Annotated in this window: 19 protein-coding genes; 13 read left to right on the top strand and 6 right to left on the bottom strand. The window is 64.4% G+C overall.

Features of this window, described 5'->3' with window-relative positions; genetic code table 11:
- Nucleotides 1-280: 280 nt before the first annotated feature.
- Nucleotides 281-574: a putative quinol monooxygenase gene (locus tag J3P85_RS15275; protein ID WP_122566412.1), complete on the bottom strand. Its 294-nt coding sequence runs from the start codon at nt 572-574 to the stop codon at nt 281-283.
- 121 nt (nt 575-695) lie between these two features.
- Nucleotides 696-2,129 (bottom strand): PLP-dependent aminotransferase family protein, encoded by a 1,434-nt coding sequence (locus J3P85_RS15270; protein ID WP_434702230.1) that lies wholly within the window; start codon nt 2,127-2,129, stop codon nt 696-698.
- Nucleotides 2,130-2,324: 195 nt separating this feature from the next.
- On the opposite strand from J3P85_RS15270, the gene J3P85_RS15265 reads away from it, so the two are divergent.
- Nucleotides 2,325-2,765, top strand: a complete 441-nt coding sequence (locus J3P85_RS15265) for a carboxymuconolactone decarboxylase family protein (RefSeq protein ID WP_186704905.1) — start codon at nt 2,325-2,327, stop codon at nt 2,763-2,765.
- A gap of 151 nt (nt 2,766-2,916) precedes the next feature.
- On the opposite strand, the gene J3P85_RS15260 is transcribed toward J3P85_RS15265, so the two are convergent.
- A complete protein-coding gene (locus J3P85_RS15260; RefSeq protein WP_434702228.1) occupies nt 2,917-3,258 on the bottom strand; it encodes a hypothetical protein in 342 nt (113 codons plus the stop codon).
- A 205-nt stretch (nt 3,259-3,463) separates the two neighbouring features.
- Here J3P85_RS15260 and J3P85_RS15255 point away from each other — a divergent pair, with 205 nt between their 5' ends.
- The 3 genes from J3P85_RS15255 to J3P85_RS15245 are packed head-to-tail and all read left to right on the top strand — an operon-like array spanning nt 3,464 to nt 5,617.
- Nucleotides 3,464-4,096 carry a secretin and TonB N-terminal domain-containing protein gene (locus J3P85_RS15255; protein WP_186704980.1) on the top strand — a complete coding sequence of 211 codons (633 nt, stop codon included), beginning with the start codon at nt 3,464-3,466 and terminating at the stop codon, nt 4,094-4,096.
- A complete protein-coding gene (locus J3P85_RS15250; RefSeq protein ID WP_053119708.1) occupies nt 4,093-4,638 on the top strand; it encodes a sigma-70 family RNA polymerase sigma factor in 546 nt (181 codons plus the stop codon). Before J3P85_RS15255 ends, J3P85_RS15250 begins: the two co-directional genes overlap by 4 nt.
- Before the next feature lie 37 nt (nt 4,639-4,675).
- Nucleotides 4,676-5,617: a FecR family protein gene (locus J3P85_RS15245; protein ID WP_434706381.1), complete on the top strand. Its 942-nt coding sequence runs from the start codon at nt 4,676-4,678 to the stop codon at nt 5,615-5,617.
- A 343-nt stretch (nt 5,618-5,960) separates the two neighbouring features.
- Here the strand turns inward: J3P85_RS15245 and J3P85_RS15240 are convergent, their stop codons facing one another.
- Both J3P85_RS15240 and gspH read right to left on the bottom strand, forming a co-directional pair.
- On the bottom strand, nt 5,961-6,572 hold the full coding sequence (locus J3P85_RS15240; protein WP_434702227.1) for a PulJ/GspJ family protein: 612 nt from the start codon (nt 6,570-6,572) through the stop codon (nt 5,961-5,963).
- Nucleotides 6,569-7,021, bottom strand: coding sequence for a type II secretion system minor pseudopilin GspH (gene gspH / locus J3P85_RS15235; protein ID WP_434702226.1), 453 nt, complete (start codon nt 7,019-7,021; stop codon nt 6,569-6,571). Before gspH ends, J3P85_RS15240 begins: the two co-directional genes overlap by 4 nt.
- A 117-nt stretch (nt 7,022-7,138) precedes the next feature.
- Here gspH and J3P85_RS15230 point away from each other — a divergent pair, with 117 nt between their 5' ends.
- Nucleotides 7,139-7,582, top strand: coding sequence for a type II secretion system protein N (locus J3P85_RS15230; protein ID WP_434702224.1), 444 nt, complete (start codon nt 7,139-7,141; stop codon nt 7,580-7,582).
- Nucleotides 7,583-7,715: 133 nt separating this feature from the next.
- Here J3P85_RS15230 and gspI read toward each other — a convergent pair whose 3' ends face one another.
- Nucleotides 7,716-8,090 (bottom strand): type II secretion system minor pseudopilin GspI, encoded by a 375-nt coding sequence (gene gspI, locus J3P85_RS15225; RefSeq protein WP_434702223.1) that lies wholly within the window; start codon nt 8,088-8,090, stop codon nt 7,716-7,718.
- 148 nt (nt 8,091-8,238) lie between these two features.
- Between gspI and gspG the strand changes: the two genes are divergently transcribed.
- The 8 genes from gspG to J3P85_RS15185 all read left to right on the top strand — a co-directional run bounded on the left by gspG (nt 8,239) and on the right by J3P85_RS15185 (nt 18,383).
- Nucleotides 8,239-8,688: a type II secretion system major pseudopilin GspG gene (gspG, locus tag J3P85_RS15220; protein WP_186704911.1), complete on the top strand. Its 450-nt coding sequence runs from the start codon at nt 8,239-8,241 to the stop codon at nt 8,686-8,688.
- An 8-nt stretch (nt 8,689-8,696) separates the two neighbouring features.
- Nucleotides 8,697-9,683 carry a type II secretion system minor pseudopilin GspK gene (gene gspK / locus J3P85_RS15215; protein ID WP_434702221.1) on the top strand — a complete coding sequence of 329 codons (987 nt, stop codon included), beginning with the start codon at nt 8,697-8,699 and terminating at the stop codon, nt 9,681-9,683.
- Entirely contained in the window at nt 9,680-10,852 is a 1,173-nt protein-coding gene (gene gspL, locus J3P85_RS15210; protein ID WP_434702219.1) for a type II secretion system protein GspL, read from the top strand. Before gspK ends, gspL begins: the two co-directional genes overlap by 4 nt.
- The gene (gene gspM, locus J3P85_RS15205; RefSeq protein WP_434702217.1) at nt 10,845-11,414 is read left to right on the top strand and encodes a type II secretion system protein GspM; all 570 of its coding nucleotides are present in this window, start codon (nt 10,845-10,847) and stop codon (nt 11,412-11,414) included. The genes gspL and gspM overlap by 8 nt, the downstream gene beginning before the upstream one ends.
- Nucleotides 11,411-13,777 carry a type II secretion system secretin GspD gene (gene gspD / locus J3P85_RS15200; protein ID WP_434702216.1) on the top strand — a complete coding sequence of 789 codons (2,367 nt, stop codon included), beginning with the start codon at nt 11,411-11,413 and terminating at the stop codon, nt 13,775-13,777. Before gspM ends, gspD begins: the two co-directional genes overlap by 4 nt.
- A gap of 271 nt (nt 13,778-14,048) precedes the next feature.
- Nucleotides 14,049-15,467, top strand: coding sequence for a type II secretion system ATPase GspE (gspE, locus tag J3P85_RS15195; RefSeq protein ID WP_434702215.1), 1,419 nt, complete (start codon nt 14,049-14,051; stop codon nt 15,465-15,467).
- Nucleotides 15,467-16,678 (top strand): type II secretion system inner membrane protein GspF, encoded by a 1,212-nt coding sequence (gspF, locus tag J3P85_RS15190; RefSeq protein WP_434702213.1) that lies wholly within the window; start codon nt 15,467-15,469, stop codon nt 16,676-16,678. Before gspE ends, gspF begins: the two co-directional genes overlap by 1 nt.
- 523 nt (nt 16,679-17,201) lie before the next feature.
- A complete protein-coding gene (locus J3P85_RS15185; protein WP_434702211.1) occupies nt 17,202-18,383 on the top strand; it encodes a substrate-binding domain-containing protein in 1,182 nt (393 codons plus the stop codon).
- The last annotated feature ends 222 nt before the right edge of the window (nt 18,384-18,605 follow it).

Raw genomic sequence — 18,605 nt, 5'->3', positions numbered from 1 at the left:
CGAGTGATTTCGCGCTGTCGCGGCGATGGACTCACCCTAAGCCCCGAGGCGGGGCAAGCAAACGTCCAATCTTTCGGAAGGTGGGTAGACCAATTGGCTGGGTCGATGAAGCCATTGGCCGATGGAGCTTTTGTGGCGAGGGAGCTTGCTCCCGTTGGGTGGCGAAGCCGCCCCAGAACAGGCGGCGCGTTCCATCACAGTCTTGCGTCTGCTGCGCAGCCGAGCGGGAGCAAGCTCCCTCGCCACAGGTGAAGTGCCTGGCGGGAATAGGACCGTGGGCTCAAACAATCGGAAAACTATTGAAATCCACGCTTCGAGCCAGGCGGTTGTCGATCAGGCTGATGAAACCTTGCACTTCCGGACAGTTGAAGTGGGCTTGCATGGCCGCTTCCGATTGCCAGCGGGCGCTGACGTTCCAGCGGTCGCCATCGTCGGGGCAACGGTCGACCAGGTAGGCATCGCAGCCGGGCAGGGCGCGCAAGGTCTCGACGATTTGCTGCAATTGCCGGCCCAGTTCTTCCGAGCGACCGGCGGCGGCTTGCACCTGTACGGTATTGATCACTTGGCGAGACATTGTTCAGGCTCCTGAATCAAGTCGGACGGTGGTTATTCACGATCAATGACACCCGTGCAGGATAGGCCTGGCGGCGCGAGGCTCAAACAGCCAATGGGCGGATAAATGCCCAGTCCAATTCTCAAGCCACCTGCTGCAGAATGTCGCGCAAACGGTCCAGGGCGACATCGATGTCCAGGGTTTCGATCGCACCGAAACCGAAGAACAGGCCCGGTCGCACGGGTACATCGTTGAAAAAACCCTCGAGGCTGTAGAGCCCGACCTCGGCTTTTCTCGCCAGCTCGATCACCAGCGCCAGGTCCATCGGCACCTTGCACAACACCGCCATATGAAAGCCCGCGGTGGTCGGCACGGCCTCGAACCAGGGTGACAAGTCCCCGGCCATGCGCGCCAGGATCCGCTCGCGGCGCCCGGCATACAGGGTGTGGCAGCGGCGGATGTGCTTGAGCAGGCAGCCTTCGGCGATGAACTTCGCCAACGCCCACTGGGGCAGGGTGGAGGTGTGCTGGTCGGTGAGGCGCTTGGCCAGGATCACGGCTTCAAGGATCGCCGGTGGCAGGATCGCATAACCGAGCCGCAGCTCCGGCAACAGGGTCTTGGAGAAGGTGCCGACGTACGCGACGATCCCGCGCTCATCCAGGCTTTGCAGCGAGTCGGCGGGCCGGCCTTCGTAGCGGAATTCGCTGTCGTAGTCGTCTTCGATGATGATCGCCCCCAACTCATAGGCCCGCGCCAGCAACGCCTCGCGACGGGCCTGGCTCATGGGCATGCCCAGGGGAAACTGGTGGGAAGGCGTCACGTAGATCAACCGCGTGCCGTCGGGGATCAGGTCCACCCGCAGGCCTTGTTCGTCCACCGGCACCCCGGCCACCGTGGCGCCCTGGGAGCCGAACAGCAACCGCGCCGGCGGATAGCCGGGGTCTTCCATGGCCACCAGGCTGCCGGGACGGGTCAATACCCGCGAGATCAAGTCCAGGGCCTGCTGCGCGCCGTTGCACACCACGACGTCTTCGTCCTGGCAATTGACCCCGCGGGAAAACGCGATATGCCGGGCAATGGCATTGCGCAGCGCCGACAGGCCTTCGGGCTGGCTGTAGAAGCCCTTGGCGCTGGCGATCTGGCGCAGCGCGTGGGCGGTGCAGCGCCGCCAGTCGTCCAGCGGAAACTGGCCCTTGCCGGTGGCGCCACCGATGAAGTCGTAGCGCAGCGCACCTTCGAGGGTGGGATGGCGCATCAGGTCGGGCATGGTGCGCCAGGCCTCGACGACATCGGCACCGGCCAGTTCGCGGTGGCTTTGCTTGCGTACCACTTTGGCCGGCCGCGCATTGACGTAGGTGCCTTTGCCGATAATGCCAGTGAGGAAATTTTCGTAGGTCAGTTGGGCGTAGGTGTCGGAAACGGTCTTGCGCGAAACACCCAGTTGCTCGGCCAGCAGGCGACTGGGCGGCAGCTGGGTGCCGGCGGCCAGGCGGCCGCTCTCGATGGCGCTGCGCAATTGTTGATACAACTGGCCCGACAGGTCCTTGCGGCCGTTGATGACAACATGAAGTTCCATACCCGCAAGCTCCTGGGCGATTGGTCGGCGGCCAGCGTCAAAAGCGCAAGATTACTCGCATTGTGCGAATGCGTTGAAGTTGCGTGGGGAAAATCCCGCCGATTGGAGTTGTCTGCGGTTTTTTCGCCGAATTGGACCTGTCATTGACCGACCCCAGGGCCTACCGTGGAACGCTCGAACGCCACGGAGCCCGCCATGAGCCCGCGTCTGGATTACTATGCTGCATCCCCCGGGGCGATGAGGGCCATGATCGGCCTGGAAGCCCTGACCAGTCGCCTGAGTATCGAACCGGCGCTGCTGCACCTGATCAAGATCCGCGCTTCGCAACTCAATGGCTGCGCCTTCTGCACCGACATGCATTCGGTGGAGGCGCGACGCCAGGGCGAGACCGAACGGCGGCTCTACGCGGTGGCGGTATGGCGCGACAGCGGTTTCTTCACGGCCCGCGAACGCGCCGGCCTGGCCTGGACCGAGGCGGTGACGCTGTTGGCCCAAAGCCAAGTCCCCGACGACGTCTACGCCCAGGCCCGGGCCTGCTTCAGCGAGGAGGAACTGGTGGACCTGACCCTGGCGATCAGCACCATCAACAGCTGGAACCGGCTGGCGGTGAGTTTTCGCCAGAGTCCGGGGGGGTGATTATCTGGATCAGACTCTGAAGTGATCCCTGTGGCGAGGGAGCTTGCTCCCGCTCGGTTGCGCAGCGACCGCAAAATTCTTGGGCCGCTGCGCCCGAGGCGTCGGACCGGCCCAGCGGGAGCAAGCTCCCTCGCCACAAAAAGCAGTGTCGTTATTTGGGCAGCGGTGAGGTGTTGGCCGGTACCGGCGGCCGCTGGGGCTTGACCGAGGTGCCAAACGTATTGCCCATGCGCACCCCCGTGGCCGCCGGGGTCGCCAGGCCGACGCTGTTCGGCGCGCGTTCGTTGACCGGCACGTTCATGGCCTCCTGGGCCCGTTGCGCTGCGGTTGCGGCCTCGGGGTCATTGCCCATCTGCCGGCTCAGGCAGTTGTAGTCGGGCGTCTTGTAGCCACCGACGGTCACCTCGATACAGCCCGGGGCTTCTTCGCCCTGGGCCCAGGGCATGGCCATGAGCAGCCCGAGGCCTGCCGCCATTTTCATCCACTGTTTCATCACCGACCTCCTGGTCCGCCGTGCAAGACGGTTCGTTGTCAGGGCATCAGTCTAGTGCGGCCTGGAGGATTTGTATCAGTTGTCATACGACATTCATAAACACCCCTCAGGATGACGATTTTCAACGGATACGTCAGTCGTGCAGCAGGGCAGAGCCGGGGGCGGACGAGGGCGTGGATTGACCGGGGCGCCCTTGGGGTGGCTGGTGGTGTTGCTGTGTCTGCTGAGCGCGCCGGCCCAGGCAGTCGACTGGGTAGAGCTGGACATTGCGCCCCAGGAATTGACCACGGCGCTGGAACAGTTCAGTCGTTTTACCGGCATGGCCGTGCTGGTTGACCAGCAGCTATCGGACCAGCGCCATACGTTGGGCGTGCGGGGGCGGTTCACGCCTTCCGAAGGGTTGCGGGTGTTGCTCAGCGGCACCGGGCTGGCGGCGCATTATGCCCGGGCGGATGCGTTTACGTTGCAGCCGGTGCGGGTCCGCGAGGTGCCGTTGCCTGCCGGCGTTACCCCGGGCTTGGGTGACAGTAACTACGCAGCCGCCATCCAGACGGTCATACAGCGCAATTTATGTGGTTCACCGTTGACCCGCCCGGGCAGTTTCCGGGCGGTGCTGCAAATGTGGATCGGCCGGGACGGCGTGGTCCAGCACAGCCGCCTGGTCAGTTCCACGGGCGACCTGATGCGGGACAAGGCCTTGGTCGATAGCTTGCAGAACCTCAGGATCGACCGCCCGGCGCCCAGTTCGCTGCGCCAGCCGGTGACCCTGCTTTTGTTACCCGACTCATCAGGAAGAAGCATGGAATGCACAACAGGGGAAGGGGTGCCCGGGCGATGAAAGACATCGGCCGCAGCCCGTTGGTGAAGCTGTTCCTCACCTCCTATGAGGATTTCCGGGTGCGCTTGCGCCGGCGCCTGGGGTCCGAGGAACTGGCCAACGATGTGCTGCATGAAACCTACCTGCGGGTCGATCGCATGGTCGACACGTCGGACATCGCCCAGCCCAATGCCTATTTGTATCGCATGGCCCTGAACATTGCCGCTGACCGTCGGCAGGCCGATGCACGCTTGCTCACGGGGGATGAAATCGAGGAGTTGCTGCAGGTCTCGGATGAAGCGTTGGACCCGGCACGGGTGGTGGGTGGGCAGAAGGAATTGCAGACGTTGCTCAAGGCCTTGTACGAACTGCCGGCGCGGCGTCGCAGGATTTTCATCGCCGCCCGCCTGGAAGAAGCGCCGCACTTGGAAATCTCCCAGCGCTTCGGTATCTCCACCCGTATGGTGGAGAAGGAAATCAAGGCGGCGCTGGGGCATTGCGCCCTGCGCCTGGAAAGAAAAGTCATTCAGCGGTTCGGTCCCGGCGCGGGAAAACCGTCTTGAGAGTAGAGACCCGACCCTTTCATGAGTGTGTGTGCGCTTGAACATCTTCAGCATCGCTTCCCCAGACGCCACGCCCCAGGTCCGATTGGCCAGCGAGGCCCGAGATTGGCTGATCCTGCTGACCTCGGGACGTGCCACCGTGGCCGATGCCCGGGCCTTGCGCCAATGGTGCGGGCAAAGCCCCGAGCATGCGCGGGCTTTTGAGCAGGCCAAGGCGCTGTGGCAGGGGCTGCAACCCGCCGCCACCGCATTGCAGGCGCCCCGGCATTTCGGCCGGCGGGCGTTGTTGGGTGGGGCAATCGCTGCATCGGCGGCGTTCCTGTTGATCCGCGCCACGGTGCCCGGCGGTGTCTCCGGGCTGGGGGCCGACTACGTCACCGACGTCGGCGAACAGCGCCGGGTGGAACTGGCCGAGGGCGTCAGCCTGGAACTCAATACCCAGACTCGCCTCAGTCACCGTTCGCTGGCCGATGGCGGGCAAGGGTTGGAATTGCTCAGTGGCGAGATAGAAGTGCAGGGGCGCAGTGCCCAGGTGGTCAGCGTCCAGGCCGGCGCCGGTTGGATCAGCGCCGCCCGGGCACGCTTCAACATCCGCTACACCGACCAGAGCGTCTGCGCGACTTGCCTGGAGGGCGTGGTGCAGGTCGAGGTGAAAGGCCAAAGGTTTCGTTTGGAGCCGGGCATGCAGTTGACCTATGACCCAGGCCAGATGGGCGTTCCTGAGCGTGCCGATGTGTCGGCGGCCGTTGCCTGGCGTGAGCAGGTCTTGGTGTTCAACGACGCGACCCTGGCCAGCGTCATCGATGAAATCAACCGCTATCGCCCCGGCATGTTGCTGCTGCTCAACCGCGAGCTGGGCCAGCGCAAGGTCCAGGCACGCTTTCGCCTCGACCAACTGGCGGGCGTGGCGCTGTTGATCCGCGATGCCTACGGCGCCAAATGCACCGAATTGCCGGGGGGAGTGGTGGTGCTGAGCTGAGCCTCGCCCCGCAGTGCCTGGGCCGGCCTCATCGCGAGCAAGCTCGCTCCCACAGTGGATTTGTGTTGTGGCCAAATCTTGGGTTCATTCAATAACCCTGTGGGAGCGAGCTTGCTCGCGATGGCGGCGTATCAGTCAAGTTCAACGTCGCTGACCCACGGCTATCGCGAGCGAGCTCGCTCCCACAAGGGACCAGTGTTTGGCTCAAATTTTCAGTTCGCTCCATAACCTGTGGGAGCGAGCCTGCTCGCGATGAGGCTGGCACATCCACATCATCACCAACTGACCCGCCGCTTTCGCGAGCAGGCTCGCTCCCACAAAGGTTCGGCGGTGCACCTGCGAATTACTCCAGCGGTCCAAGCACCTGTCGATAGGTTTCAGCCCCCTGAGGCGTCTGGCGAGTCAGGCTGATCTCGATGCCTGCGGGGTTTTCCTGGCGGTTGCCGCTGAGTTTGCGCCAGCCTTTTTCCGTGTCCCAGTACCGCAGCCCGGCATCGCTGACGTCACTGAGCACCGCCACGCCCGGGCCGGGTGCGGGCAGGGGGTAGCGATTTCGGGCCTGGCCTTGGGCGCGGTAAAGCGTGTCGCCCTTGAGCCACCAGCGCACTCGTTGCAACTCGCCTTCCTGGGCCGCCGCCACGCGGATCACATCCAGGCGAAAGCCCCGGCCCTCGGTGCTGCGCACGGTGAGGGCGGGTGGGGCGGTGGAGGGCTCGTCGTCGACGCCGGGTTTGATCGGTTCACTCAGCTCGATGCTGGCGCGCAGGTCAACGTCGCGCTCCAGTTGATTCAAGACCCGCAGCAACGCTTCGGTCTGCTCGGTGCTGGCCTGCAAATGGCTGTCGGCCCGAGTCACGCTGTCCAGCCCGCGCCAGGCGATCAGGCTGACCACCGCCATCAGCAGGATCGCCACCATCACTTCCAGCAAGGTGAAACCGTTCTCCCGCGGGCTCATTGGAGTTGCACCCGCCCGGCGGCACTGCGTTGCACGGTGAGACTGTTCTGGCCGTCCGACAAACGGATCTGCAAGGGCTCGCCGATCCATTCGGCATTCAGCACGACCCGCTGCCTGGGCTCCACGCGAACCTCCATCGACGGGCTCTGCCAGCGACGTCGACGCAGTTGCGGGTCGTCCTCGAAGCGATCGGACCCAGTGCCTTGATCCGCGCGGCGACTGAAGCCAAAGCCCTTGGCGTCCCAGTGCCAGGTAATCGGCCGCCCATCGCTGCGGGCTTCGGTCTGGGCCAGTTGCAACAGCTGCACCAGCCGTTCGCCATCCTGGCGCAGCAATTTCAACGGGTCCGGCTTGATGCTCAGGCTTACGGCGGCGCTGGCGATGCCGACAATCACCAGTACGACCATCAGTTCGATCAGGGTGAAACCGCGTTGCTTGCCGAGGTTCATGGGCGCTCCTTTGCGTGAGCGTCATCCTGCACGGCGAAGATGATAAGGATGTGAAATAAAACGGAGAGAATTGCCGCGTACGCTGCAAGCTGGAATCAAGACAAGGAGATTCAGGCCATGGCGTTCATCGAACGTGTGTCCCCGGCGCAAATCGTCCAGGTCGTGGGCTTGTTGGCGGCGTTGGCCGGGGTGGCGACCTGGTCGTCGCTGCTGCTCACGTCGGCCGAGTCGCGCACGCCGGACGTCGCCCCGCAACGCATGGCCGAGCGTCCCGATAACCCGGCGCTGCAATGGTTCTCCAACCAACCGGCACCGGTGGACATCAAGGTCAGCGGCGTGATGGCCGGCAGCCACGCTTCCGTGGCGATCCTCAGCCTCAACGACGGACCGCCGCGCAGTTTCCTGGTGGGTGAGCGCGTGGCCCAAGGGGTACGCTTGGTGGCGATCGAGGCGCAGGCGGTGGTCATTGAACGCGGTAACGAACAGACCCGGCTGGTCCTGGCGCGGTTGCCGGATTCAGTGAGTTTGCCCTCGCTAACCCACCCCGAAAACCAGCGCTGACTCCTGTGGCGAGGGAGCTTGCTCCCGCTGGGTTGCGCAGCGACCGCAGGATCTTGGGGCCGCTTCGCCCGAGGCGTCGGACCGGCCCAGCGGGAGCAAGCTCCCTCGCCACAGGGGATCGCATTGCTTCTCCTTATTTCTCCCGGCTGACCAACGTATCCAATCGAGCCAACGGCGGTGCTTCACGCGTGCGGTCCGACACGCTCAGTTCAACCCGCAGCAACCGGCCGTTTTCCGCCGCCCGCAGGGTCTGTTCGCAGCGCAGCAGCAAGCGCCCCTGGTCGCATTCGAACACTTTCGAGCCCGGGGCAAAACCGCCTTCCAGACGGAGTTGTGCCAGTTGGCTGCGGGCGGTGAGCAGGGCGATGGATTTGTCTCGCAGCAAACCGTTGCTCTGGGTCATCACCGCGGCCACGCGCACGGCGGCCGACATGGCCACGGCGATGATCGCCAGGGCCACCAGCACTTCGATCAGGGTGAAGCCGGCTTGCGGAGCAGGGCGTGGCATGACAAGGGCTCTAGGGCGAGGGCAGCCTTCAAGGCTAGCCGGCGTTCGTGACCGATTGACGACGCAAGCTCCTGAGCAATTTCAATATCACTGACATATTTTCTTGCAACACTGCGCCTCGAATCGAATCCAGCGAAGGACCGTCGAGATGCAGATCGCCCGTTACAACGCCCGCTCCCAAGGCCCTCGCGGGCAGTTGGGTTTCACCCTGATCGAAATCATGGTCGTGGTGGTGATCCTCGGCATCCTGGCGGCGATGGTGGTGCCCAAGGTGCTTGACCGTCCCGACCAGGCGCGGGCAACGGCGGCGAAACAGGACATTGGCGGCCTGATGCAAGCCCTGAAGCTGTACCGCCTGGACCACGGCAGTTACCCGAACATGAACCAGGGCCTCAAGGTACTGGTGGAGAAACCGGCCGATGCGAAAAACGGCACCTGGCGCTCCTACCTCGAACGCCTGCCCAATGATCCATGGGGACGCCCCTACAACTACCTCAACCCCGGTGCCAACGGTGAAGTCGATATCTTTTCCCTGGGGGCCGACGGCCAGCCTGACGGCGACGGCGTGAATGCCGACATTGGCTCCTGGCAGTTATAAGGGCCGTGATGCGAACGGATTCGCCCTTCGCGGCGAAGCAGCGCGGCATGGCGGTGATCAGTGCCTTGCTGATCGCCGCTGTGGTGGCGGTGATCGCCGGCGGCATGCTGACCCGCCAGACCCTGTTCACCCGCAGCCTGGAAGCGGAGCAGTTGCGCGTCCAGGGTACGGCGCGCTTGCAGGGCGGTTTGCAACTGAGTCGCCAATTGCTCTGGGACGCTCGTCAGCGCGATCCCCTGACGCGCTTCGGCCAACCTTGGGCGAAACCCATCGTGATGCCGGGTTCGGATCAAATCGACACGCCGTTCGAAGGCCAGTTGGAAGACGAACAAGGCAAGTTCAACCTGCGCAACCTCGTCGCCAATGAGCGCGTGGACGAGGAACAAGTGCAAGCGTTCGAACGCCTGTGCCAGCAGTTGGGTGTGGCCGCGACGGTCCGTACACGCATCATCGAACGGGTGGTCGAGGCGTATCCGCGCTTGTTGAATCCGCAGCGGTCGGACCAGGCGTCACAGGGCAATACATTCGACAGTAGCCGCGAAACGTCGCCGTTGGCCGCCAACAAGCCGCTTTCACCGACGCGTCCGATGCTGCGCACCTTGCAAGACTTGCGCAGCGTCAAGGGCGTCACCCCTCGGTTGCTGGACACCCTGGCGCCTTACGTGACGATCCTGCCGGCCAACACCTGGATCAACGGCAACACCGCGAGTGCCCCGGTGTTGGCTGCCTACGTGCCAGGGCTGTCGCTGCAACGGGCCGAGGCGCTGGTCAGGGAACGCGACGGTGGCCACTGGTTTATCAACCGCGGGGATTTCGTCAATCGCCTGCGCATGCCCGAATTGGACACCGCCAACGTCAAGGTCGGTATCACCAGCGACTGGTTTCGCCTGCGGGGCCAGGCGCGCAGTGGTCAGCGCCGGGTTGAACTGGAGGCGTTGCTGCAACGCAGCGAGGACCGCTTGCCCCAGGTGATCTGGTCAAGGGTGGGCGTATGACACGCTTGCGCATCGGCCTGGCGCCGCTGGCCAGCCTGGACCTCGACAGTGTGGTGGCATTTGCCTGGCTGGATCGCCAGGGCCAGGTCCGTGAGCAAGGTCGCAGCAGCCTGCGGGCGTTGGGCCAGGGCAGTAAAAATCTTTCAGTGGAATGTTTCCTTCATCCTCGCGACAGCCTGCTGACTCGCCTGGAGTTGCCGCTGCTGCCGGCAGCCAAGATCACCGCAGCGGTGACGTGCGCGGCCCAGGCCTTGATGCTCGGTGCCAGCGAACAGATGCAGGTGGCCCACGGTCCGCGTGATGTCGACGGACAGGTGCAGATCGCCTGGCTGGACCGTGAATCCCTCGCCCATCTGGGGCGGCTGGTGCAGCAGGCCGGTTTGAAGCTAAGTGGCCTCTACCCGGCGGCCTACGCCTTGCCGGTGCTGCCGGGGCCGGTGGCCTGCATCGAGGACGGTCATCTGCTGGTGCGCCATGGCCTGCGGCACGCCGTGGTGCAACCGTTGCAGGAAGAGGCGCTGGACGAGTGGCTCCTGGAAATGGGGAGCGGGCTGCATTGGGTGGGCAAAGTTCCATCGCAATCTTCCCCCGACACCTTGGCTGACAGCCAACGCTGGATTGGCCCTGCGCCGGGTTGGGGCTTGCATGCCGGCCTGTCCCGCAGCGCGGCCGAGCGCGGTGGTTGGGGCCGGGCGGCGGCGATCTGCGCGACAGCGCTGGCGGTGTGGGTGGTCGGGCTGAACCTTTACGCCGCCCGTGAAGCGGCCCAAGGCCAACGGCTCAAGGCGCAGATGAGCCAGCGGGTGAAGCAGGCGTTTCCCGAATTGCCGGTGATCCTCAACCCGCTGCAGCAGGCGCGCCAGCAAATCGCAGCGCGCCAGAGCGGCGCGGCGACTGACCCGGCCCAACGCTTTGCCAGCCTGGTGCAGCAGGCGGGCAGCGCCATGCCGTTCATGAGCGGCAATGTCCAGGCGCTGGCGTTCGAGAACGGTGAGTTGCGCCTGAATGTCGTGGCCGAGGCGCAGAAGCCCGCCGCCGACGATGATTGGAAAATCCCCCTGGCCCAGGCCGGCATCGACGTCGCCGCCGTCGACCAGGGCTGGGTCCTGCGCGTGGCTCCAGCGGGCCAGGACGCCCCCGACGAAACCCCGGACGCCGACGATGAATAAGCACTCCCTGGCCCTGGCGCGGGTCCGTTGGCAAACCTTTCGCACGCAATTGCGCACGTTCTGGCAGGGGCTTGCCGCCCGCGAACAAGCCGCCGTGGCCCTGGCTGCGCTGGTGTTGGGTGGCTGTCTGGTCTGGCTCGCACTGATCCAGCCGCCGCTAAAGACCATCGCCTATTGGCAAGCCGAAACCCCGAAGCTGCGCTCACAGACCGAAGCCCTTGAGGTGCTGTTGCGTGACGTCGCGGGGCCTGCCCAAGACCAGCCCCTCGAAGCCGCCTTGCGCCAGAGCCTGGACGCCAGCGGCTTGAGCCAGCACTACCAATTGCAAATGTCCGAGGGCCCCGGTGCCTGGCAGCTTACGTTCGACCAGGCCCCGGCGGAGGCGGTCATCAGTTGGCTGCTGGGTAACCCACGGCAATTCTCCCTGGAGGTGATCGAGGCTCGTTTGCAGCGTTCCGTCCCGGTCAATACCGACACCCTCGACAACCACGACAACAGCGCCGGCACCTTGTCCGGAACCGTTCGCATGGATCAGGCGCATAGCGCTAAGGAAGCTTCATGAAAGGGGCCCGATACCCACGTCATTGGCGCAAGGCTGCGCCGCTGTTGTTGCTGGCGTTGAGTGCCTGCAACAGCACGCCGCCCGCGTCGCAGCCACCGTTGCTGGTGGACAGCGAACTGGGGATTCCGTTGGGAAGTACCCAGCGCAGCGGCGATGCATTGCTCGATCGCCAGCGGGCCCAGGACGGGCGTGAACGCAAGCCGGCGGTGCGGCATCAAGTCGACCTCACCGCCCGTGCCCGAGAGCCGCGCGGCAATGCACCGGCGCGCACGCCCCTGGGGGATCAACCGGTGACGCTGAATTTCGTCGAGGCTGACATCCAGGCGGTGGTGCGGGCCTTGTCCCGTTCCACCGGCCAACAGTTCCTGGTGGACCCGCGGGTCAAGGGTAACCTGACGCTGGTCTCCGAGGGCCAGGTCCCGGCCCACCAGGCCTACGACATGCTGCTGGCCGCGCTACGCATGCAAGGGGTCAGCGTGGTCGACGTCGGCGGCGTGGCCCAGGTGGTGCCCGAGGCCGACGCCAAGCTGCTGGGTGGGCCGATCTACAGCGCCGACAAACCGGCCGGCAACGGCATGCTGACCCGCACCTTCCGCCTGCAATACGAAAACGCCGTGAACCTGATCCCGGTGCTGCGCCCGATCGTGTCGCCGAACAACCCGATCAATGCCTACCCGGGCAACAACACCATTGTCGTCACCGATTACGCCGAGAACCTGTCGCGGGTGGCGCAGCTCATCGAAGGCATCGACACCCCCAGTGCCATCGACACCGACGTGGTGCCCATCCACAACGGCATCGCCGTCGACATCGCGCAAATGGTCTCTGACCTGCTGGAAACCCAGGGCGGCGACCAGACCCAGAAGATCAACGTGATCGGCGACCCGCGCTCCAATTCCATCATCATTCGCGCCGGCAGCCCCGAGCGCACGGAGCTGGCGCGCAACCTGATCTACAAACTCGACAACGCCCAGAACAACCCGAGCAACCTGCACGTGGTGTACCTGCGCAACGCCCAGGCCGGCAAACTGGCCCAGGCCCTGCGCGGCTTGCTCACCGGGGAAAGCGAAGGCGAGGGCAGCGACAACTCGCGCTCGGTGCTCAGCGGCATGGGCGCCAGCACCAATGGCCAGGGCGGGCAGGGCAGCAGTGGCGACGGCACCAGCAGCAGCACCACCAGTGGCAGTGTGTCGAGCAGCGGCAATGGCTACGCCCAAGGCAGCAACGGTTCCACCAGCACGACGTCGACGAACAGTGAGCAGGGCACCGCCTTCAGCGCCGGCGGCGTGACCATCCAGGCCGACGCCACCACCAACACCTTGCTGATCTCCGCGCCGGACCCGCTGTACCGCAACCTGCGGGAGGTCATCGACCTGCTGGACCAGCGTCGCGCCCAAGTGGTGATCGAGAGCCTGATCGTCGAGGTCGGCGAGGACGACGCCAGCGAGTTCGGTGTGCAATGGCAGACCGGCAACCTTGGCGGCAGTGGCGTGATCGGCGGCGTCAACCTCGGCGGCACGGGGCTCAACCTCAATGGCAAGACCAGCATTGATGTATTGCCCCAGGGCCTGAACCTGGGCTTGGTCAACGGCACCGTGGACATTCCCGGCATCGGCAAGATCCTCGACCTCAAGGTCCTGGCCCGGGCCTTGAAGAGCAAGGGCGGCACCAACGTGCTGTCGACGCCGAACCTGCTGACCCTGGACAACGAAGCGGCGAGCATTTTCGTTGGCCAGACCATTCCGTTTGTCAGCGGCAGCTATGTCACCGGCGGGGGCGGTACCAGCAACAACCCGTTCCAGACCGTGACCCGTGAGGAGGTGGGCTTGAAGCTCAACGTCCGGCCGCAGATTTCCGAAGGCGGGACGGTCAAGCTCGATATCTATCAGGAAGTCAGCAGCGTCGACAACCGCGCTTCGAGTACCACGGGCATCGTCACCAACAAGCGCGCCATCGACACCAGCATCCTGCTCGACGACGGGCAGATCATGGTCCTGGGCGGGCTGCTGCAGGATGGTTACAGCCAGAGCAACGACGCGGTGCCTTGGCTGTCGACCATTCCCGGGATCGGCGCGCTGTTTCGCAACGAACGGCGGCAGGTCACCAAGACCAACCTGATGGTGTTCCTGCGGCCCTATATCATCCGCGACACGGCGGCGGGGCGCGGCATCACCCTCAATCGCTACGACTTCATGCGCCGCGCCCAGGGCCTGCTGCAACCGGAGCGCAGTTGGGCACTGCCGGACGTCCAGGCGCCGCAACTGCCAGCCTCGGCCCGGGCGATTCCGGGCGCCGCGCCGGTGAGCTTGCAAACGCCCAGGTCGGTGATCAAGGCGGTGCCCGTCGAAGAAGGCACTCGCTGATGGACACCAACTCTGTGGGAGCGAGCCTGCTCGCGATGACGGCGGCCCGATCGATATCCATGCAAGCTGACCCATCGCTATCGCGAGCAAGCTCGCTCCCACAAGGGAGTTGCGGTGAGAACAAACTTGAGACCATCCCAAGACACTGTGGGAGCGAGCTTGCTCGCGATGAGGGCAGTTCAGCCAACATTGATGCAACTGTTCCACCGCTATCGCGAGCAGGCTCGCTCCCACAAGGTGCAGATGCAACTTATGGACCTGAGGGGACAACATGACCACCCTCCCATACGCCTGGGCCAAGGCCCAGCGCCTGGTGTTGCGCCAGTGCGAAGACGGCGCTGTGTTGATGGTGTGCCCGTCCACGCCGGGCTGGTCCATCAGTGAAGTGCGCCGTCAGTTCGGCGAGGTGCGGCTGGAACGGGTGCGCGACGATGAACTCGACGGCTTGCTCAACAGCGCCTATGCCGACACCGGCAGCGCCGCCGCGGTGGTGGGCGCGGCGGAAAACGAAGTGGATCTCGACCGGTTGATGCAGGACATTCCCGAGATCACCGACCTGCTGGACACCCAGGACGGCGCGCCGGTGATCCGCATGATCAACGCCTTGCTGACCCAGGCCGCCCGGGACGAGGCCAGCGACATCCACATCGAACCCTACGAGAGCCATTCGGTGGTGCGCTACCGCGTCGACGGCACACTGCGGGATGTGGTTTCGCCGCGCAAGGCCCTGCACGGTGCGCTGGTGTCGCGGATCAAGATCATGGCCCAGCTCGACATCGCCGAAAAACGCCTGCCCCAGGACGGCCGGATCGCCCTGCGCGTGGCCGGGCGCCCGATCGATATCCGCGTCTCGACGGTGCCCACCGGCCATGGCGAGCGGGTGGTGATGCGCTTGCTGGACAAGCAGGCCGGACGCCTGCAGCTGGAAACCCTGGGGATGGACCCGGGCGTGCTGGGCAAGCTCGATCACCTCATCCGCCAGCCCCACGGCATCGTCCTGGTCACCGGCCCCACCGGCAGCGGCAAAACCACCAGCCTCTACGCCGCCCTGGCCCGGCTGGACGCCAGCGTCCATAACATCCTCACCGTGGAAGACCCGGTGGAATACGACCTGCCGGGCATCAGCCAGATCCAGGTCAACGCCAAGATCGACATGACCTTCGCCCTGGCGTTGCGGGCGATCCTGCGCCAGGACCCGGACATCATCATGATCGGTGAAATCCGCGACCTGGAAACCGCGCAAATCGCCGTGCAGGCCTCCCTGACCGGTCACTTGGTGCTGGCGACGTTGCACACCAACGACGCGGTGTCGGCCATCAACCGCTTGATCGACATGGGCGTCGAGCCATTCCTGCTGGCTTCGTCGATGCTCGGCGTGCTGGCCCAGCGACTGGTGCGCAGGCTCTGCCCGCAGTGCAAGCAACCCGACCCGGCGACGCCTGGCACCTGGCGTCCGGTGGGGTGCCCAACCTGTAACCAGACCGGCTACAGCGGCCGCACTGGCATCCATGAGTTGTTCTGCATCGACGACGACATCCGCACGCTGATCCACCAAGGGGCAGGGGAGCAGGCACTGCGCGCCGCCGCCCGCCGGGCCGGCATGTTCAGCATGCGCGAGGATGGCGAGCGCTGGGTGCGCAGTGGCACCACGGCCCCTGAAGAAATCCTGCGCGTAACACGGGACGCCTGATGAATCGCTACCGTTTCGAGGCCGCCGACGCCCAGGGCAAAATCGAGTCTGGACACTTGGAAGCCGACAGCCAGGGCGCCGCTTTCAATCTGTTGCGCAGTCGCGGCTTGACCGCGTTGCAGGTGCAGCTCGAGCGCAACACGGCGCAGACCAGCGGCGGCGGTTTGTTCAGCGCCAAGCTTTCGGACAACGACCTGGCCTGGGCCACCCGTCAACTGGCGAGCCTGCTGGGAGCAAGCCTGCCGCTGGAAGCGGCGTTGAGCGCCACCGTGGAACAAGCCGAGCGCAAGCACATCGCCCAGACCCTGAGCGCGGTGCGCGCCGATGTGCGCAGCGGCATGCGCCTGGCTGAAGCCCTGGCGGCGCGGCCGCGGGACTTTCCAGAGATTTATCGGGCGCTGATTGCGGCGGGCGAAGAGTCCGGTGACCTGGCCCAGGTGATGGAGCGGCTGGCCGACTACATCGAAGAGCGCAACAACTTGCGGGGCAAGATTCTCACGGCGTTCATCTATCCCGGGGTGGTGGGGCTGGTGTCGGTCGCCATCGTGATTTTCCTGCTCAGCTATGTGGTGCCCCAGGTGGTCAGCGCATTTTCCCAGGCGCGCCAGGACTTGCCCGGGCTGACCGTGGCGATGCTCACCGCCAGTGACTTCATTCGCGCCTGGGGCTGGTTGTGTTTTGGCGTATTGGCCGGGGGCTTCTGGAGTTGGCGGCTGTACCTGCGCAAACCGGCGGCACGGTTGAACTGGCACGCACGGGTGTTGCGCCTGCCGCTGATCGGGCGTTTTGTACTGGGCCTCAACACCGCGCGCTTTGCTTCGACCCTGGCAATTCTCGGCGGCGCCGGGGTGCCGTTGTTGCGAGCGCTTGAGGCCGCACGCCAGACGCTGTCCAACGAGCGCCTGAGCCAGGGCGTCAGCGAGGCCACGGCCAAGGTCCGCGAAGGGGTCAACCTGGCGGCGGCGCTGCGGGTGGAAAAAGTCTTCCCCCCGGTGCTGATCCACCTGATCGCCAGCGGCGAGAAAACCGGCTGCCTGCCACCGATGCTCGAACGCGCCGCGCAAACCCTGTCCCGCGACATCGAACGCCGCGCCATGGGCATGACCGCACTGTTGGAGCCGCTGATGATCGTGGTCATGGGCGGCGTGGTGCTGGTCATTGTCATGGCGGTGTTGTTGCCGATCATTGAGATCAACCAGTTGGTGCAATAAACCCACCTAACCCGTGGCGAACATTGATCTTGTGGCGAGGGAGCTTGCTCCCGCTGGGTTGCGAAGCGACCCCAAACAGGTCGAACGCGATCCCTCTGATGTACCGGGTTGTCAGGTTTTGGGGCTGCTTCGCAACCCAGCGGGAGCAAGCTCCCTCGCCACAAAAGCAGCCATTTATTTTGCTGTGCCGCAACACCTCCCGAGCCTTGCCCGCGCCAAACTCGGGTTCCTCGTTCTGTCATGTTCGCTCGCCAGGCAACCACCCGCCGCGACCTCTACTCCCGCCATTCTGAGCTCAATAGTGAAACCCGCCTGAACCCACGGTCCAGAGCCCTCGAACACCCGAGAAAAACACCTTGAAAACAGCCCTCAACTCCCGAGGTTTTTTCCTTTATCTGTCACCGGAAGCTGCGAATTTCTAACCCATGGCCTCACCCCATCGCCATCGGCACAGGACCGAGCGCCATGACGGCAAGCATGCGTCACTCAACCTACGTACGAACACGACGAAAGGAGATTCTTCATGTTTAAGCGCACTATGATCGCAGCGTCCCTGGCAGTAGCCGCCCTGGCTTCGGCCCAATCGATGGCCGCGGTTGTTGGTGGCGGTGCCACCCTGCCTGAGAGACTCTACAACGGCGCTTCGCCTCTGCCACGTCTGTTGCCGACAGACTTCAGCTACACCGGTGTCGGCAGCGGCGCCGGCAAGACGGCTTTCCTGACCAACGCACCCGCTTCGATCAACCAGCCTGCCGGTACCCCGGTCGATTTCGCCGGTAGCGACTCGGTCATCAGCCAGACTGACCTGACCAACTACAACAACGCTTTCGGTGCCACCTTCGGCAAACTGATCCAGATTCCATCGGTAGGCACTTCGGTGACCGTCCCGTACAAGAAAAGCGGCACCACGACCCTGCAATTGACCGGCGCCCAACTGTGCAACATTTTCTCCGGCACCGTGACCACCTGGGGCCCGATCCTGGGTAACAGCGACGCCACCCCGATCAAGGTCATCTACCGTTCCGGCAGCAGCGGCACCACCGAATTGTTCGCCCGTTTCCTGAATGATTCCTGCCCTACCAAGTTCGGCGTCAGCAGCACCTTTACCTCGGCCAACCTGGGTGCCGAGCCTGCCAACTGGCAAGCCGTTGCCGGCAGCGCTGACGTAGTGACCGCGGTCAACGCCACCAATGGCGCCATCGGTTATGTCAGCCCTGACTTTGTTTCTCCCAACAACAACGCCGTGGTTGCTCGCGTCAGCAAAAACGCCGTAGCCGCCGGCACCGCGCCACTGCCAAGCCTGGCCAACACCACCGCCGCCCTGGGTACCGCTCCCGTCCCGGCTACCGCTGCCGATCGTGCCAACCCATTGAAGTGGGTGCCTACCTTCGGTTCCGCCGCCAATGACACCGCTGTTCCCACTGGTGCCAACCAGTACCCGATCGTGGGTTACACCAACCTGCTCGTGGGTCAGTGCTACAAGACCGCTGCCGATGCCACCGCCATCCGCAACTTCCTGACCAGCCTGTACACCGGCACCAAGAACAACGTCATCAACGCCCACGCCTTTGCCATCGTCCCTGGCACCAGCGCAACACCGACCAACCTGGCTGGCGAAATCAAGAAAACCTTCCTCGACAACGCCTATGGCGACGGCCTGGATATTGCCAACATCAGCGTCTGCAACGGCAAAGGTCGTTTGTAAGCCGCACGCAGGAAGCAGCTCAGGCCACAGGATGTGGCCACTCTGAAAACAGCATCGGTAGCGGCCAGGTTGGCGCTGCCGATGTTGTTTTTCTGCGCCTGGAAACCTTGCGCGCTTCGCTGTTCCGGATGATTTCGTTGCTCGGCCGGCACGCAGATGAACTTTGTATGACAAGCGTTCGGTCGCGCACCTTTGTAACCGCCTATCAGGTATCGATACGGC

It is taken from the genome of Pseudomonas sp. Z1-12 (assembly GCF_051132015.1).
Lineage (GTDB): Bacteria > Pseudomonadota > Gammaproteobacteria > Pseudomonadales > Pseudomonadaceae > Aquipseudomonas > Aquipseudomonas zanjanensis.
This window is presented reverse-complemented; position numbering and strand designations above follow the sequence as displayed.

Bases quoted from the DNA above. Each gene is read 5' to 3' on its own strand.
- J3P85_RS15275 (WP_122566412.1), bottom strand. From the start codon at position 574: ATGTCTCGCCAAGTGATCAATACCGTACAGGTGCAAGCCGCCGCCGGT.
- J3P85_RS15270 (WP_434702230.1), bottom strand. From the start codon at position 2,129: ATGGAACTTCATGTTGTCATCAACGGCCGCAAGGACCTGTCGGGCCAG.
- J3P85_RS15265 (WP_186704905.1), top strand. From the start codon at position 2,325: ATGAGCCCGCGTCTGGATTACTATGCTGCATCCCCCGGGGCGATGAGG.
- J3P85_RS15260 (WP_434702228.1), bottom strand. From the start codon at position 3,258: ATGAAACAGTGGATGAAAATGGCGGCAGGCCTCGGGCTGCTCATGGCC.
- J3P85_RS15250 (WP_053119708.1), top strand. From the start codon at position 4,093: ATGAAAGACATCGGCCGCAGCCCGTTGGTGAAGCTGTTCCTCACCTCC.
- J3P85_RS15240 (WP_434702227.1), bottom strand. From the start codon at position 6,572: ATGAGCCCGCGGGAGAACGGTTTCACCTTGCTGGAAGTGATGGTGGCG.
- gspH (WP_434702226.1), bottom strand. From the start codon at position 7,021: ATGAACCTCGGCAAGCAACGCGGTTTCACCCTGATCGAACTGATGGTC.
- J3P85_RS15230 (WP_434702224.1), top strand. From the start codon at position 7,139: ATGGCGTTCATCGAACGTGTGTCCCCGGCGCAAATCGTCCAGGTCGTG.
- gspI (WP_434702223.1), bottom strand. From the start codon at position 8,090: ATGCCACGCCCTGCTCCGCAAGCCGGCTTCACCCTGATCGAAGTGCTG.
- gspG (WP_186704911.1), top strand. From the start codon at position 8,239: ATGCAGATCGCCCGTTACAACGCCCGCTCCCAAGGCCCTCGCGGGCAG.
- gspK (WP_434702221.1), top strand. From the start codon at position 8,697: ATGCGAACGGATTCGCCCTTCGCGGCGAAGCAGCGCGGCATGGCGGTG.
- gspL (WP_434702219.1), top strand. From the start codon at position 9,680: ATGACACGCTTGCGCATCGGCCTGGCGCCGCTGGCCAGCCTGGACCTC.
- gspM (WP_434702217.1), top strand. From the start codon at position 10,845: ATGAATAAGCACTCCCTGGCCCTGGCGCGGGTCCGTTGGCAAACCTTT.
- gspD (WP_434702216.1), top strand. From the start codon at position 11,411: ATGAAAGGGGCCCGATACCCACGTCATTGGCGCAAGGCTGCGCCGCTG.
- gspE (WP_434702215.1), top strand. From the start codon at position 14,049: ATGACCACCCTCCCATACGCCTGGGCCAAGGCCCAGCGCCTGGTGTTG.
- gspF (WP_434702213.1), top strand. From the start codon at position 15,467: ATGAATCGCTACCGTTTCGAGGCCGCCGACGCCCAGGGCAAAATCGAG.
- J3P85_RS15185 (WP_434702211.1), top strand. From the start codon at position 17,202: ATGTTTAAGCGCACTATGATCGCAGCGTCCCTGGCAGTAGCCGCCCTG.